This is a genomic window from Collinsella aerofaciens (assembly GCF_028206995.1).
Classification (GTDB): domain Bacteria; phylum Actinomycetota; class Coriobacteriia; order Coriobacteriales; family Coriobacteriaceae; genus Collinsella; species Collinsella aerofaciens_AQ.
The window spans coordinates 64,182-81,263 of record NZ_JAQLFL010000001.1 but is presented as its reverse complement, the minus strand read 5'-3'; the positions used below and the strand labels follow the sequence as shown (position 1 = coordinate 81,263).

General features: G+C 61.8%; 12 protein-coding genes. 6 read left to right on the top strand and 6 right to left on the bottom strand.

Annotated features, from left to right (window positions below):
* Nucleotides 1-86: 86 nt before the first annotated feature.
* Both PMX60_RS00375 and PMX60_RS00370 read right to left on the bottom strand, forming a co-directional pair.
* Nucleotides 87-788 carry a ferredoxin family protein gene (locus tag PMX60_RS00375; protein ID WP_271746489.1) on the bottom strand — a complete coding sequence of 234 codons (702 nt, stop codon included), beginning with the start codon at nt 786-788 and terminating at the stop codon, nt 87-89.
* 680 nt (nt 789-1,468) lie between these two features.
* Complete coding sequence (locus PMX60_RS00370; protein WP_271746488.1) at nt 1,469-3,712, bottom strand: DEAD/DEAH box helicase; 2,244 nt, start codon at nt 3,710-3,712, stop codon at nt 1,469-1,471.
* Between the two features lie 599 nt (nt 3,713-4,311).
* Here PMX60_RS00370 and PMX60_RS00365 point away from each other — a divergent pair.
* From PMX60_RS00365 to PMX60_RS00340, 6 genes are all read left to right on the top strand, one after another.
* Entirely contained in the window at nt 4,312-5,274 is a 963-nt protein-coding gene (locus PMX60_RS00365) for an FHA domain-containing protein (RefSeq protein ID WP_271746487.1), read from the top strand.
* A 171-nt stretch (nt 5,275-5,445) separates the two neighbouring features.
* On the top strand, nt 5,446-7,530 hold the full coding sequence (locus PMX60_RS00360; RefSeq protein ID WP_271746486.1) for a protein kinase domain-containing protein: 2,085 nt from the start codon (nt 5,446-5,448) through the stop codon (nt 7,528-7,530).
* Between the two features lie 251 nt (nt 7,531-7,781).
* Nucleotides 7,782-10,121, top strand: coding sequence for a heavy metal translocating P-type ATPase (locus PMX60_RS00355; protein WP_271746485.1), 2,340 nt, complete (start codon nt 7,782-7,784; stop codon nt 10,119-10,121).
* Between the two features lie 147 nt (nt 10,122-10,268).
* Nucleotides 10,269-10,490 (top strand): heavy-metal-associated domain-containing protein, encoded by a 222-nt coding sequence (locus tag PMX60_RS00350; protein ID WP_006235338.1) that lies wholly within the window; start codon nt 10,269-10,271, stop codon nt 10,488-10,490.
* Between the two features lie 51 nt (nt 10,491-10,541).
* Nucleotides 10,542-10,811, top strand: coding sequence for a metal-sensing transcriptional repressor (locus tag PMX60_RS00345; protein WP_226812542.1), 270 nt, complete (start codon nt 10,542-10,544; stop codon nt 10,809-10,811).
* A 146-nt stretch (nt 10,812-10,957) separates the two neighbouring features.
* Entirely contained in the window at nt 10,958-11,431 is a 474-nt protein-coding gene (locus PMX60_RS00340; protein WP_271746484.1) for a hypothetical protein, read from the top strand.
* Between the two features lie 107 nt (nt 11,432-11,538).
* Here PMX60_RS00340 and PMX60_RS00335 read toward each other — a convergent pair whose 3' ends face one another.
* The 4 genes from PMX60_RS00335 to PMX60_RS00320 form a co-directional block, all read right to left on the bottom strand.
* Nucleotides 11,539-12,909 (bottom strand): amidohydrolase family protein, encoded by a 1,371-nt coding sequence (locus PMX60_RS00335; RefSeq protein ID WP_271746483.1) that lies wholly within the window; start codon nt 12,907-12,909, stop codon nt 11,539-11,541.
* Nucleotides 12,910-13,204: 295 nt separating this feature from the next.
* Nucleotides 13,205-14,281 (bottom strand): hypothetical protein, encoded by a 1,077-nt coding sequence (locus PMX60_RS00330; protein WP_271746482.1) that lies wholly within the window; start codon nt 14,279-14,281, stop codon nt 13,205-13,207.
* 193 nt (nt 14,282-14,474) lie between these two features.
* Complete coding sequence (locus tag PMX60_RS00325; protein WP_271746481.1) at nt 14,475-15,182, bottom strand: hypothetical protein; 708 nt, start codon at nt 15,180-15,182, stop codon at nt 14,475-14,477.
* 415 nt (nt 15,183-15,597) lie between these two features.
* Nucleotides 15,598-17,079, bottom strand: coding sequence for a glutamate synthase subunit beta (locus PMX60_RS00320; RefSeq protein ID WP_055285688.1), 1,482 nt, complete (start codon nt 17,077-17,079; stop codon nt 15,598-15,600).
* Between the last annotated feature and the right edge of the window lie 3 nt (nt 17,080-17,082).

The window sequence follows — 17,082 nt, the reverse complement described above, 5'->3', positions numbered from 1 at the left end:
GGATCACATGATCCCTTGGGAACGGAGGAAAACGGATCGTTTTTGGTGCAAAAGGGCCAGGTTTGTTTGCACCAATCTCACTTGCGCTAGATAAAGAGCTCGCATTCCTTCCGCACGACGCAAACCTTGCTCAGCATCTGGGAAACAGCGGATAGCTTGTTGGGATCAAGCTTACGAGCGCCTCGCGGACATACGGCAATGCAGCGCATGCAGGAGATGCACGCCTCGCCAGCTGCTCGTTTGGGGTCACCCTTGTCGATAGCACAAACGGGGCACGCCGCGGCGCATGCACCGCAGGAGACACAATCCCCTGTTGCCTCGGGTGCCATGCGGTGACCTCCGGCTTGTTTATAAGGACGATTGCCGGGGATAGAGGGCTCGGACGCATCCTCAGCCAACAGCTTTTGCTGAATTTGCTGCGCAAACTCTGCGAGCTGCGCCGCATCCTGCGCATCCGGACGACCGGCAGCAAACTGTCGCGCAATGGAATGTTCTGCAATGGCCGCAACTGCCGCGATCACCCGGAATCCCGCATGCTTCGCAACGTCCTCCAGCTCTACGAGCGTGTCCTCAAACGCGCGGTTTCCGTATACACAAACCAAAACAGCCCGAGCCCCGTTGCCGCGCACCATGCCCAACCGGTCAGCCACCACAGCCGGGATTCTACCGGCATACGCCGGCACGGAGATAACAGCCACGTCGTCCTTCGTCATCGAGACCTCGTGGAAATCCAACCCGCTATCGGTCAGATCGACGGTAACAGTATTCTTGTCCAGCGCTCCAGCCACAAGGCAAGACACCTTCTCCGTTCCACCCGTCGGACTAAACACAATTTCGAATACGCTCATCTAGACACCCTCCCCCTACGCTCAGCAACGCGTCAAGCCGTTTTCACATCCAGCCAGAGTATACGGCACGTGGGGTCCCCGTTTTAATGCACCAAGCACCCCAATGCACCCACCCTACGCTGTCTGCCTCTTCATTTTGCATAAATTATGGTACAGATTGTATATATTTACGGAATACCGCTGTGTTCTCCTGAGGTACCCCATCCTGGCCCGTGCAAAAAACGGAGTATTCTGCAACGTGACCACGCTAGCACCGCCGCGGGTGGGCAAAACTGTAGGGCGCCGTATCATTCTAAGTCCCGACATGGCGAAAATACGCGCCCCTGCTCCGGAAAACGGCGAAATCTGACTCAGAACGCTCGCCAGGGATATCCGAAGGCCACCGTTGGCGACGTCGGATCATATGCAGACAACTCGAACTGCAGAATACTCCAAAAAATGCACGGCGCACCCCATGGGACCCATTGCCGCATGGCAGAAAACAGGTCCACGGCATCCTCTAGATGCATTCCCGAGGAAATCACATTTGAACTAGCGATCGGATACGACAAGCAAAAAGGGCCCCGAGCGTAGTTGCTCGGGACCCTTGGTTCACCTCGCTCTAGCGGGCGATGCGTATGTTACTTGCGCTTGCCGCCGCCGTCACCGGGACGACGGGAGCTGCTACCACGCTTGCCGCCACGGCTGTTGCCATAGCTGCCGCGGTTATCGCGACCGCCGGCGCGGCCGCCACGGGAACCGGCCTGGTTGCCGCCGCGACCACCACGGTAGCCGCCGCGACGCTCTTCGCGGGTATCGTCGTAGTTGCGCCAGTCATCGCGACGATCGCGGCTGGCACGCGGATCACGACGGTCGCGCAACTCGTTAGAACGACCAGCGCCGCCGCGGCCGCCATTGCCGCGAGCACCCTCGCGACGCTCGCCGCCGCGGCTACCGCGCTCTTCAAAGCGCTTGCCGCCACGGGACTCACCGCCACGGGCAGCACGCTCACCACGACCCTCGCCGCCGCGACGCTCGTCACGGCCGCCGCGCTCGTCATCACGACCGGAACGACGGCGGTCGCCCGAACCGCGCTTGCCACCGCGCGAACCGCGGCCCTCGTCCTCGCGCTCGACACGACGACGGCCACCGCGATCCTCGTCCTCGCGGCGGCGGCGATGTGCCTCGCCCTGGAACTGCTTGGCACGACGCTCGGCACGGTTGCCACGCGGGGCCTGCTCGACAGCACCGCCGCGCTCCTCGGCAGCCACCTCGCGGGCCACGCTCTCAACAGCCTCGTCCACGCGAGCCTGAACGCCTTCGCGCACGCGGGTCTTGCCGCCGCGCTTGGGACGGCTCGGACGCTCGCCATCGCCGCGACGCTCGTCGCGACCGCGGTTGGAACGACCGGCCACATCGCCGTAGTCATCGCCGTTGCGTTTGCCGTCGCGACGCGCCTGCTCAAGCTTCTTCTTGCTCTTGGACTTGCCGCGCTTGGTCTTCTTCTTCACCTTAAAGGCGGCAGGATCGCGCTCGGGGTCAACGGCGGGCGGGTTGGGACCCACGTGCAGGTCGCCGGCTTCGTAAATATCGGCCGTCTTGTCCATGAGCTTCTCGATCTCGTAGAACTCGTCGACGTCCTGCTCGGTCACAAACGTGATGGCCCAGCCCAGCTCACCGGCACGGCCCGTACGGCCAATACGGTGGATGTAGTCGGTCGGCTCGGCCGGCACGTCAAAGTTCACGACGTAGCGCACGTCGCTAATGTCGATGCCGCGGGCGAGAACATCGGTTGCCACCAGCACGTCGACGGTACCGTCGCGGAAGGCCGAAAGGGCACGCTCGCGCTGGGCCTGGCTGCGGTTGCCGTGAATCGCGGCGGCCTTGATGCCCTTACGCTCCAGACGACGGCAGCAGCTGTCGGCGCGGTGCTTGGTGCGCATGAAGACGATAGTGCGCTCCGGGCCCTCCTTCTTGAGGAACTCGGGCAGCAGGTTGTTCTTGGCCTCGATGGACACCGGGAATACAAACTGGTCGACGGTGTCGGCGGTCGACGTAGCGGGCGCGATCTCCACGCGGGCCGGGTCGCTCACTAGATCGGTGATCTCGCCCACGGCCTCCTCGTCGAGGGTCGCCGAGAACAGCAGCGTCTGGCGCTCGGCCGGCGTCTCGCGCACAATGCGGCGGACGGCGGGCAAAAAGCCCATATCGAGCATGCGGTCGGCCTCGTCGAGTACCAGCACTTTGACCTCGCCCAGGTGGCAGGCACCCTGCTCGATCAGATCGACCAGACGGCCCGGCGTTGCGACCAGGATGTCGCAGCCGTACTTAAGTGCCGCGGTCTGCGGCTTGTAGCTCACGCCGCCCACGACGGTCACGGCAACATGGCCGGTGACGTCAGCGATTTTGCTTGCGACCTCGTCGATCTGCTGGGCAAGCTCGCGCGTAGGGGTGATGACGAGCATCACGGGGCCGCGGCCGTTGCCCTCGGGCTTTTTAACACCGCGACGGCGGTTGCGGCCGCCGCGCTCGCGCACGGGTTTGGGAGAAGCGATGTGCTCCAGATTGTTCATGGTCGGCAGCAAAAAGGCAGCCGTCTTGCCGGTGCCGGTCTGAGCGGCGGCAAGCAGGTCACGGCCCTCGAGCACCACGGGGATGGAGCCGGCCTGAACAGGCGTTGGCGCCGTGTAGCCCAGGTTCTCGATAGCACGAAGCATCTCGTCCGAAAGTCCCAGCTCGTCAAAGGCGGGCAGGCTCTCGGTAGCGGACTCGACGGCCTGGGCAGCATTGGCCTCATCGGCGGCATCGAAGGCAGCCTGGGTCATGGCCTCGCGGGCCTCGTCCAGGATCTCGGCGTCGGTGACGTCAGATACAGAATTACGCATATGTTGTTGTTCCTTATCTGCACGCGCAATGGGCACGGCATGCGGCCGCGCGGGCGTGCTTGGTAGTGCGCTAATACATACAAAAACGGGTGCGCACAGAGAGGACGTTGCTCAGCACGCTGGCGATCGCTTTGGCAGCCCTATCACGCGCCGTCCAGACGCAGCAGCTCTAAGCGATGGAGCAGATTCGCCGCTGGTTAGTATACCCGTGCATCGCATGCCCCCACGTAAACCACAGATGACGAAGCGAACGGGGCGGGCTCGAGGTGGGCCCGGCCGATTGTCTCAATCTGTAACATCTACAGGGCAAATCTTCCTCTACGTGTTACAGATCGAGACAAACGGTCGACACGGTTCACAAACGTCTCAATCTGTAACAGTTACCGAGTAAAATCGGTCCTAATTGTTATAGATCAAGACAGAGGGGGATTTCCGTCCAGTCCAAACCAAATCTCTCAGTCTTCCTGCAATTTCGAACATGTGGCCTATAATGTTGCTTTGGTTACGCTGTATATTGCGCAGCCATTTAATACGTCGCCCACCGGGAGCCATTAATTCCTATCGCCATATTGGCTAGGAAGCAATCAAAGGAGGTATCCGTGGCAGCAGAGACGCCTTGCTCGGTCCTCTATAACGATATTCGCTCGTTCGGCGGTCTTAAACATCTCGAGATCGCCCGAATGCTCATCAATGGAAACTCTTATCTCGGCAGTACCCTGCTCGAGAAATGCTCTTCCAACCGCTCGTATCTCACCCGTTACATCGTCCATCGCAAGCCTGACCAGTGCGCGCCCGCCATCTACAGCGACTTTACCGTCACCACGCTCAACCTTTCCGCGGCAATCTGCAGCAAGCTCGGCGGCGGCGAGTCCGCCTATCGGGCAATCGCCGAGCACTATCGCGGTCCGGCCGCCAACGAAATGATGTCGGCTCTCGCCAGCTACAAGCTGGACAGCCGCCTATATGCAAATGCCCTCAATCGCATCGACAACTTTGACGGCAATGCCGTGCGCGAGAAAAGCACGCTTTACCTTATGCTCTTTGTGGCAACGGGGGCGCTCGCCGATCCCGTTCAGGGCGTGGCCACCGTCGAGCGCTTTTGCGACAGCAAGACGGGCGGGCACTTTGGCACCACCGAAACTACCGTCGGACGTGGCTTTATGAGCAGCCTGGAGCAGCCGCGCACCGTCGCCCCCAACCTCGGTCTGCTCAGAACCCATGCCGACAACTGCGCCGACATGCAAATCCATCCCCTCACACGCGATCCGCGCGGCACCGTGATTGGTTCTTTGCCCAAAACCTCGCCCAGCATCACCGATGTAGGCGCCGACGCCTCGCGCGAGCATCTTCGTATTTGGCTCGAGGGTGAGCACTGGTACGCCCAGGGCCTTGGATCGACCAACGGCACAGTGCTCGAATCGGGCGCGGGCGACGGCGATATTGTGATTGAGCCGCCGCGCGACCAACGCGAGCCCGGCAAAGTCTATCCCCCCGTGGAAATCGCCAACAGCGACAGGCTCCATCTGGGTCTCTACACGACATTCCTTGTCATTGTGGACTAGCGCGGACGGCGATCGGAAGACGGTCGCCGTCCGTCTTTCGTCTTCTACCTTCTGCGTCGTAAACGACAATACTCAGCGGTATACGTGAGCAGTGCGGCTATCATGGTACTTTACCGATATCCGCACTGCTCACGTATACGCACGGCAACCCATGCCAGACAAAGGAACGCCATGGATACTACCGATAGCGCCTATGGCGACAAACTCATCCGTCTTGACACGTTCGACACCGCCGTGGCGGTCGACCCCAGCGCCGAGGACGACGCCAAGCGTCGGTTTATGACGCTTATTCTCCAGACGGACCACCGCAACAACGGCAATATCGGGCACGTGCTTCGCGCGACCAACACAAGCGGCGAGGTCTTTGCCGTCAAGCTGCTCAAGGACAACGCCATCCTTTCCGGCCAAGCCCCCGACCGTTCCGCCGAGCAATCGGCAGCGCACCTGGCCAACACCGCTGCGCTGTTCGAGGAGTACCGTCATCTGTGTACCGTCTCGCACCTGCGCGGATTTCCGCGCGTCTACGGCTACGGATCGTGCGAGGATGACCCGCTCATCCTCATGGAGTGGGTCGAGGGCACCTCACTCAAGCAGGCGCTGCCCCTGCTTCCTCACGACGCCTCGGGCGGGCTGACCACCCAGATGGTCGCCGCCGTCGGAAACGCCGTGCTTCGTGCGCTCTTGATGACCCAAGGCCTTGTGAATCCGGTCGTCCATCGCGACCTGTCGCCTGCCAATATCATGTTCCGCACCACCAGCCGAACGCTCGAGCAGCAGATTGCCGATTGTTCCTTTGACCCCTGCCTCATCGACATGGGCTCCGCGACCATGGCTCTCGGCGACGACACGATCACCCGGCGCGCCGACATCTGGCGCTTTGCCACGCCCGCATACGCCGCGCCCGAGATGCTCACGCAGGATATCGAAGGCATCGCGGCCCTTCGCCGTTCGCCGGCAATCGATGTCTACGCGCTTTCGAGCATTCTGTACCAGCTCTACAGCGGTCGCAAACCGTTTGACTTTGAGTCGACGGACGCCGCTGCAACCGGCTCGTTCTATCTCGTAAAGACCAAGACCAAGCCGGCGCCGCTCGAGCCGCGCTGCGAGGGCGATGAAGCGCTCGTCCAAATCATCATGAAGGGTCTCTCAGTCGAGCAGTGCGATCGTCCCACCGAGCAGCAGATGCTCGAGGTGCTCTCGGCATACCTCACCGATGCCGAATCCGAGGGCCGCGAAGGCGCGGGCAATGACGCCGCAATCGACATCGACTCCGGTACGCACCTTAAGGTCGACGTCGCCGGCGAGCGCGCGCGAGAGATCCTGGAGCAGGCCCGGCACGATGCCATGACCCGCCGCCGCTTTATTATCGGTGGCGTCGTTGCAGTCGTTGCGGGGCTCAGCGTCATTGGGGCGGCGACCCATGGCTTTGGCATCCCCGACTACCTGGACGGCATCCGCGGTGCGCTTGACGACTACACTTGGGATCAGCTGCAGGAGATCTCGCTCAAGATTAAGGCCGCCGAGACCCGTAGCGAGGCACGCGAGATTGCCAAGCGCTATCATCTGCTCGATGACAACGGGCATATCCCCTATCCGTGTACCAAGCGCGTGAAACTCACCAACGGGCTGGAGGTCGGCGCGCAGCTTGTGGGCATCCGTCACGATGAGCTTCTGGACGGTACGGGCAAGGCCGGGCTGACGTTTATATTCGACGCGGGTATTGCCGAGCGCAACGCTGCAGCTGAACCGCCGAGCGCCGGCTGGGTAGATTGCGAGCTGCGGGAATGGCTCAACGGCGACGGCCTTAAGCTGCTGCCCAACGAGTTGCGCGCACTCATTAAAGGGGTCAAGAAGGTCTCGAACAATGTGGGCGCCGCCAACAGCGCATCGTGCCTGAGCGAGTTGCCCGCAACCCTTTGGCTGCCCGCCATGGTCGAGCTGTGCGGTACACAACCGCCCGATTCGTTTGCCGAGGACTATCACTACCTGGCAGACATCTACAACGGCGAGGGCAAGGAGTATCAGCTCTTCCGCGAGCTCAAGGTGAGCCCGTATTCCACGAACGAGACGATGGTCCGCCAGTGGAAGGGCAAGGACACCTGTTGGTGGGAGCGCACGGTGAGCCCCGACACATCGGAGAGCGAAGGCACGCTCTATATGAACCGCGTGGGGCACGACGGCGACGTCTTTACGTACGCAACGCCTGCGGAAAAGCCAAACAAACGAACCTGTGTGATCCCCGGGCTCTGTATCTAGGGAGCGGGCATCTTGCCGTGACGGGACCCCTCCCCGGCAATTGTCTCAATCTGTAACAGTTAGAGGTCATTTTCCCTGCTAGATGTTACAGATTGAGATGATTGGTTGGGACGATCCATCGGCCAACCATCCATCCTCATCTGTAACGAAATGTCATATATTTCTTTCTGTACTGGACACCCCCAGGGGGTATGGGTGTATAGTATCGGCAGGTTAACAATTCCAATACCGAACCACAGAAAGGAGAAGCCATGGCTCAAGATAAATTCGATGTGGGCGGCATGACGTGCGCCGCCTGCCAGGCGCACGTGGACCGTGCCGTGAGCAAACTCGACGGCGTCCAAAGCGTCGCGGTCAATCTGCTCGCCGGCTCTATGCTGGTGGACTACGACCCTGCGCAGGTCTCCCCCGACGACATCTGCACCGCTGTCGACCGCGCGGGCTACTCAGCCTCGCCCATCAGCACGGGCACCGACGCTGTCCAAAGCGGAAGTGCGCAAGCCAGGTCCGGCGCCGCCCATATGGAGTCGCCCACCAAAAAGCTGGAGGCCGCCGCCTCCGCCATGCGCACCCGCCTCATCATCTCGATCATCTTCCTCATCCCGCTGTTCTACATAGACATGGGGCACATGCTTGGCTGGCCGCTGCCCGGCGTCTTCACCGACCATACCCACAGCATGACGCTCGCCCTCACTGAGCTCGTCCTGCTCATCCCCATCGTCTATGTCAACGACGCATACTTCATCAACGGCTTTAAATCGCTCGCGCATGGCGCGCCCACCATGGACGCCCTCATCGCCGTCGGCGCCACCGCGTCTATCGCCTGGTCGCTCTACGCCATGTTTATCATGGCCGACCAACTGGCCGCCGGACAGGTCCACGAGGCCATGATGACGGGCATGGACAATCTGTATTTTGAGAGTGCGGGCACAATCCTGTCGCTCGTCACCGTGGGCAAATACCTCGAGACGCGCAGCAAATCCAAAACCGGCGGCGCCATCGAAGCGCTGATCGACCTGGCGCCCAAGACCGCGACCGTCGTGGCCGAGGACGGCACCGAGTCCACCGTCGACGTCGACGCCATCCTTCCCGGCCATGTCCTGCGTGTGCGCCCCGGCGAGTCTATCCCTGTCGACGGCGTAGTACTCGAGGGCGCGTCGGCCGTGGACGAGAGTGCGCTCACCGGCGAGTCCATCCCCGTGGAAAAGACCGCCGGCGACACCGTCAACGCCGCCACGGTCAACCGCACCGGATCGTTTACCTTCCGCGCCACGCGCGTGGGCTCCGACACGTCGCTTGCCAAGATCATCCAGCTCGTCGAGGACGCCAACGCCACCAAGGCGCCCATCGCCCGCATGGCCGATAAGGTCGCCGGCGTGTTTGTGCCCGTGGTGTTCGTAATCTCGGCCGTGACCTTTGCGGTGTGGATGGCACTGACCGGCAGCGTGAACGAGGCGCTCACCTCCGCCGTGGCGGTGTTGGTGATCAGCTGTCCGTGCGCACTCGGCCTGGCCACGCCCGTCGCCATCATGGTGGGCACCGGCAAGGGCGCCGAAATGGGCATCCTGTTCAAAAGCGCCGAGGCGCTGGAAAACCTACGCAGCGTGGGCACCGTGGTGCTCGACAAGACGGGCACGGTCACCCGCGGCAAGCCGGCCGTGACCGATATTGTGGTTGCCGCGCGCGCCGACGGCTCGCCCGCCATGAGCGAAAAGGCGCTGCTCAAGTTAGCCGCCGCGCTGGAGCGCTCGAGCGAGCACCCGCTGGCCGAAGCGATTATGGCCGAGTGCGAGGCGCGCGGAATCGTGGCGCGCATGGTCGAGGACTTTGCCGCAGTGCCTGGACGAGGCGTTACGGCGCGCGAGGGGCAGAATGTCATCGCAGCCGGCAACGTGCGCCTGATGAACGAGCTGGGCGCGGAGGTGCCCGCCGGTCTTGCCGAGCAGTTCGCTGCCGAAGGCAAGACGCCGCTGTTCTTTGCCAAGAACGGTGAGCTTGTCGGCACCATCGCCGTGGCCGACGAGGTCAAAGAGACGAGCGCTGCTGCCATCGCCGCATTGCGCAAGCTCGGCGTCGATGTGCGTATGCTCACCGGCGACAACCGCGTGACGGCCGAAGCCATCGCCCGCCGCGTGGGACTGAGCAGCGAACAGGTCATCGCCGACGTCCTCCCCGCCGACAAGGAACGCCACGTGCGCGAACTGCAGGGTGCGGGCAGCAAGGTCGCCATGGTGGGCGACGGCATCAACGACTCCCCCGCCCTGGCGCGCGCCGACGTGGGCCTTGCGATCGGCACCGGCGCCGACATCGCCAAGGAGGGCGCCGACGTGGTACTCATGCGCAGCGACCTCATGGATGTTGCGCGGGCCATCGAGCTGTCGCGCGCCACGATCCGCAACATCAAGCAGGACCTGTTCTGGGCACTGTTCTACAACGGCATCGGCATTCCGCTCGCCGCGGGCGTGTTCTTCCCGCTCACGGGATGGCAACTCTCGCCGATGTTTGGCGCCGCGGCCATGAGCCTGTCGAGCGTGTGCGTCGTAAGCAATGCGCTGCGTCTGAAATCCTTTAAGCCTAAAGTGGCAAAATAGGCTAACCATTAAGTCCATTTAGAACGGGTTTTCCAGGTGCCCGAGATTGACCTGAAAGAGGAGCGACGCGTACTTTGGTACGCGAGCGACGGCTTGAAGGTCAAGGTCGGGTGCCTGGGAAAGCCGACACAACAGAGAGGAATACCCATGCGTTACACAATCAAGACTTCCGGCCTCATGTGCGGCCACTGCGACGCCACTGTCGAGACGGCACTGCTCAACGTGGCCGGCGTGACCGACGCCGACGCCGATCACGAGACTCAGACCGTCCAGGTGGAGTGCGCCGACACCGTGACCGCCGAGCAGCTCGCCGCCGCTGTCGAGGGCGCCGGCGAGAAGTTCCACGCCCTGTCCGTGACCGCCGCGTAGCAGCTACCAGAAGCATTCGACCCCATCGACCAGAAACGAGGACCCGCCATGATGGCAGACCACAAATCGGTGACCCGCATGCTCAAGACGGCACGCGGCCAGATCGACGGCATCTTGCGGATGGTCGAGGAGGACCGCTATTGCGTCGATATTTCCACGCAGCTCATGGCCACACAGGCGCTCCTCGCGCGCATTAACGCCGACGTGCTCAAGGCGCATATCGAGGGCTGCGTGACTTCGGCAATCGAATCGGGCGACGAAGACCTCAAAGCCGCCAAACTCGCCGAAATCGAACGCGTCGTCGACAAACTCTCCAAGTAATTGGGGCATTGGGGACAGGTACGTTTGCACCGTCTTGGTATTCCGGGGACAGGTATGTTTGCACCACATTGGTGCAGATTAACCTGTCCCCCTTGCTCTAAATCGGGTATAAAGGCGTGCAGCATATCGAACGAAAGGCAATTTGCATGAATGACTTTATGAAGGGTCGCAATGGTGCCGATGAACTCACCATCGTGATGGGTTTTGCCGGCATCGTCATCGCGATGATCGGATCGATAGCCCGCATCCAGTGGCTCAGCTGGATTGCCATCGTCGTAATCGTGATTGGCGTGCTGCGCGGCCTGTCCAAAAATATCGACGCACGTCACAAGGAGAACGAGGCCTTTGTCGCCGCGACTGCAAACGTACCCGGCTTGGGCAAGTTTGTAGCTAGCTTGGGCGGCGGAGCTGCAGCGGCCAACGCCTCGCGCGCAGCCGGTACTAGCAAGGAAGACTTTGAACGTGCCAAGCGCACAGCCAAGAAGATGTGGAAGGGCCGCAAGACCACGGCCTATCTAAAGTGCCCCAACTGCGGCCAGATGCTCTCCGTTCCCAAGGGCAAAGGCAAGATCCGCGTCACCTGCCCCAAGTGCCATGCCAAGATGGAGACGCGCTCATAGCTGCCATACCATGGGACAAATAAAAGCCGAGGCCTCGCACTGGGACCTCGGCTTTTTCTGATTATGACAAAAGGATTGTCCCTTTGTCGCATCGCCATATCGCGCGCTTACGCCACGCCATCGCGGGTAAGCTCCTCGGCCAACGCCTCGGCAGGCATGGCCATAATCGCGTCGAGCTCGGCGTCCACCTCGGGAATACGCTTCACCTTGAGCTTGCGCACCAGATCACCGCGACACATCACGTGCGTCGGATCACGCAGTGCGCACAGGTCATCGAGCGGGTTCTCGCGCGTCACCAGGATATCGGCGGCCTTGCCGCACTCGATTGTGCCGGTCTCGCCGCCCAGCCCCAGCAGCTCGGCATTGACCTGCGTGGCCGTATGCAGCGCGAAGGCGTTGCCCACGCCGACATACTTGGCAAAATAGGCCACCTCACGCCACATGTCGTACTGCGTCACGAACGGGCAGCTCGAGTCCGTGCCAAGGCCCACCTTAACGCCAGCTTCCAGTGCGGCACGGGCGCTCTCGATGATGCCCGAGCACACGATGTCACCGTTCTTCTTTTGTGTATCGGTCGAATGGGTCTTTTCCGGGTCGAGCAATACAAACGGCAGCGCCGGGCTGATCGTGCAGGTAACGCTGGGCGCACGCCCCTCGAGCTGCGTGCCCGCGGCGCCACGGTACAGTTCCATGATCTCGGGCGTCAACGGAGCGCCGTGCTCGATCGTATCGACGCCGGCCTGAAGCGCAGCGTTCACGCCTTCGGTGCTCTCGACATGGGCCATAACCGGCAGGCCCACCTCGTGCGCCGCCTTGCACGCCGCCGCGGCAACCTCGACCGGCATACGCAGCACACCCGGCTCGCCCACCTCGGTAGCGTCGAACACGCCGCCCGTCACGAACAGCTTGATGACGTCGGCACCGCGCGCATACAGGTCGCGCACCTGTTCGGCCGCCTCGGCAGGGCTGTTGGCCACCTGGGCGAACAAGCCCGCACCATGGCCGCCCGGCACCGTTACGCCCGTTCCCGGCGCCACCAGGCGAGGACCTTGATACTTGCCGGCATCGATAGCATCGCGCACGGCCAGATCGGCAAACAGCGGGTCGCCCGCGCCGCGCACCGTGGTCACGCCACTTGCCAGTTGTTGTTGGGCGCTGCCCTTAAGAATATGGCGCACAATGGCGCGCCCCACGGGATTATCGAGCTTCTTCATCAGCGCGCCCGCATCGCCGGCCGAGACAGGCTTGCCCGAGCCGCACAGGTGCACGTGCATATTGATGAGCCCGGGCATGAGATACGCACCGGCCAGGTCGATAACCTCGGCACCCGCTGGCGCCTGCGCCACAGCACTCGGCCCCATCCAGGTGATGACGCCGCGCTCAACAGTCACGGCCATATCGGGTTGCGGCTCCATATGCTCCGAACCATCCAGAATGGTCGCATTGATAAACAACGTGGGACGATCGGCAGACGCCATATCGAGCTCCTCCCTCACGATTAACTTGAACATTTGTCCATTATTATCCAGCGCGGCAGGGTTGCTGCGGACATATCGGCTAACGGAGGGAAGAGGGGATGTGGGGGACGGAATACGTTGCAGCCCCACCCCAGCAACACCAGGGAAATGTCTCGAACTGTAACAGGTACAGGGTTATTGGGCCCCTTGATGTTACAGATCGAGACATTCGGTCGACGTTTCACCGGTTTGTCTCGATCTGTAACAGTTACGAGCTCAAATAACCTCTAAACGTTACAGATTGAGACAAAACCTCTCAGCGCCCATACCACTGACGTCTCCACTCCTCAGCCAATTCAGCCTGCCGAGGAATACCCGCCAGCCTCATTTTCTCGACCAGCTTCCCCGGATTCTTGAGCTCATCAAACGTAAACCGAAGCACCTTGTGCCCGAGCATTGTCAGATGAGATTCCCGCTGACGCTCTGCCACGAATGGGTCTACCGACTCCCGGCCCCCGCCGCTCTGCAGGGTGTACTTCCCCTTTCCGTCGAGCTCGCCGATGACACACGTCCCGTCCTCGAGCTGCCAAAAATAGTCGACGCGAAATACCTGGCTCGGATCGAGCGGGTCGCGAAACTCAACCTGCAGCTCCGGAACTAGAAAGCCGTACGCAATAAAGAACGCTCGGAACCGAGACTCGCCGCCGTTTTCGGACAGCCCGTCCGCATACGACGCAATCACCTGTGCCCTGCGATACCCTCGCCTGCCCTCGCAATCGGCGCGGAGGCGCTCGCACAAATCCCAACGTGATACGCCTTTCGCCCGCAGTGCAGAATCGGCAATCGCCAACCCGTAGGAGAACGGCGCACGCAGTAAGCAATCCTCCACCGTGCGCCAAAACGACGTCACCCGCACGCCATCAACACGCTCGAGCGCGCCCGCCATCTGCGGACGCAACAACCTGCACCCGCTGCTCAACGTCACCGAACAACCCGTCTTAACAAGAAAGCGCGGCCCGAGCAGATCATTCGGCACCTCCAAACCCCACAAAAGCGCCGCGTCATAGCCCCAAAACGCCCAATCGGGATGAAATTCCGCAAGCCCTTTGATAGTCCTCAGCGCTCGCTCCGCCGACGTCAATGCATCCCAATCATGCTGAAAACAGAACAGGTACGGCTCGGGCTCCGCGATATCGTCGGTTCCAACATGGCGTCGCAGCCACATGAGCTCGGTATTGTCATGCGTTGCGAACAGCGCACCTTGCTTGGCCGTCTCCGTGAGCCGCGCGAGCATCCTGTTCCGCGCCAACGTGTTGCGAGTCGTATGTTTGTGTTTGAGAACGGTATTAGACACTTCCATCACCACCACGTCAGACAAATGGACCTTCGTCACCGTTACCTCCGCTGACAAATGTCTTGATCTGTAACAGGAAGACAGTCTTTGAGCCTCTAGTTGTTACAGAACAAGATCTTTCGGCAGCCGCCAACCTTCCGTCTCAATCTGTAACAGTTACGGGCCCAAACAGCCGCCAAACGTTACAGATTGAGACAAAGTCAGGGCAGCAGGGCGACGCCAGTCACATCCCCTACTCCCACTCCTGCTCGTAGATGTTGAGGGACTTTACGTAGCGCCCCTGGGCGCCCATGATGTCGCGGACCAGGCGCAAAAAGAAGCTGATGCACGAGGTGTCAAAGCCATCCTGCAGGTCCTCCGGATGCACCGCACCAGGCCCATCGACCGCCGTGTCACTCAGGCGTGCGATGTCATACAGATAGAGTTGTCCCGCCGTCAGCCAGACATCGTCGACGCAGGCGAGGCGCACCGCAATCGCTCCGTCGCTCCAATGCTCCTTTTGCACGATATGCGGATCGTAGACGTCAAAGCGACGGTCGGTGTGTGTGTCCTTCAGCGCGACCATACCAGTCGCAGGATCCTTGTCCAAAATACCAAAGCGCGAGAAATACTGCGTGTCGCATACCTGCTCGAGCCGCTTGAGCGAGGCAGGCGAAAGCGATGCCGGCGGCTCATCAACATACAGCTCGAGCAGCGTCTTGCCATGGCGATAGGGGCGCTCGAAGAGCAGCCAATCGGTAAATGCCATGTTGTAGGCCATGATTTCGTTTTGGGAAGGCTCGGTGCAATAGCCGAGCCACGGGTCGACAATGATCTCGAACTGCTCGCGCGCCGGCTCCAAAAACTGGAACTTCCGCAGCATCCAAAAATGGGCCATGTCGGCAATATCGTTGCCGACGGCTTCAGCCAGCTGCGCTCGGTCTAAAACGTGGTCAGTCACGGCATCCTCCTCAAACTGATGAACCTCAATTTGAGCTTACGAGGAGGGTGGGCAGCCACGACCAGCGCGGGCAAAATAGGCCTCCGGCTGCAAACCAGATGCTGACCAAACACTTGACGGGACACTTGACCGAATGAGCGCACCGCAAAGAAACCGCAGGTAGATATAGACAGTCAGTTCACTCATTTGAGGCAAACGCCCGCTACCACCACAGAAAGAGCAGAGTAGCACAGTCGCAAACGTCGACGAATGAACACTTGCACGTCGGCAAATGACAAAGTCGCCTGCGAACTCGCAAGGAGTGTCCCCGAATGCCGGCACATAAGGAACGTCCCCAGCTGCCGGCACTTGGGGACGTTCCTTTTGGGCCGGCATTCGGGGACAGCCCTTGACGATTCAGCTGTGGACAGCCGCCTTACAGCTCCAGCGCGTCGGCGACTTCGGCAGCGCAGGCCAGGGCGTCGGCCATAGCGTTCACCACGAGCGAGCTGCCGTTACGAGCGTCACCGGCAACATACACCGGCGCGGCATCCACAGCGACGCCGCCAACACGCGCCGCAAGATGCGAGCCCTCGGCGGCCATCACAGGCAGCGGACGACCAGCAGTGGCAACGGGCACGCCAACGGCGTCGAACACACCGTGCTCTGGGCCCGTAAAGCCGCAGGCGATGAGCACCAGCTGGGCCGGCACCTCGTGCTCGGAGCCCGCGATGCGCTCGGGCTTGCCAGCCGACCAATCCAGATCGACCACGCGCAGGCCCGCGGCCGCGCCCTTCTTGTCCAGCAGCACCTCGAGCGTATCCACGCCCCAAGCGCGCATCTCGCCGCCCATGACAGCGATGGCCTCCTGCTGGCCGTAGTCGGTCTTCTTAACGTTTGGCCACTGCGGCCAGGGGTTGCTCGCCGCGCGCGCATCAGGCGCCGCCGGCAAGAACTCAAACTGGCGCACGCTGCGCGCACCCTGACGTACCGCGGTGCCCACGCAGTCGTTACCGGTATCGCCGCCGCCAATGACCACGACGTCCAGGCCGTGTGCATCGACGACAGGCTCGCCGCCATCGAGCACCGAGACGGTCGAGGCCGTCAGGTAGTCCACGGCATACACCACGCCGGGTGCGTCAATATTCTCAGCAGCCAGCCCACGCGGGGCGCGAGCACCGGCAGCCACCACGACGGCGTCAAAGCCATTGAGCTTGGCCGCCACCGCAGGGTTCGTAACGTCAGCACCCAGCTCGAACACAATGCCCAGCTCGCGCATGAGCGCCACGCGACGCTCGACCACGGACTTCTCGAGCTTCATGTTGGGAATGCCGTACATGAGCAGACCGCCCGGGCGGTCGTCGCGCTCAAACACAGTCACGCGGGCCCCACGACGCGCAAGCTCCCATGCTGCCACCAGACCAGCGGGACCGGAGCCCACCACGGCAACCGTGGGTGCACCCTCCCCTGCCGGCTCAAAGCGGTGCGGACCGCCATTTGCCCACTCATGGTCGCTAATCGCGCGCTCGTTGTCATGGATCGTCGTGGGCTGGCCATCGACCGAGCCCAGGTTGCATGCGGCCTCGCACAGCGCCGGGCACACGCGACTCGTGAACTCGGGCATGGGCGAGGTGAGTGACAGGCGCTCGGCAGCCTCGTCCCAACGGCCGCGGTACACCAGCTCGTTCCACTCGGGAATCAGGTTGTGCAGCGGACAGCCGCTCGGACGTGCCTTGCCAAAGCTCGCGCCCATCTGACAAAACGCCACACCGCACATCATGCAGCGACTCGCCTGGGCACGGCGCGCGTCGTCGTCGAGCTCCACGTACAGCGGATCGAAATCGCGGCTGCGCTCCTCCACGGGGCGCAGCTCATGGGTCACGCGATCGATATCAAGAAAAGCACCGGGCTTACCCATGGC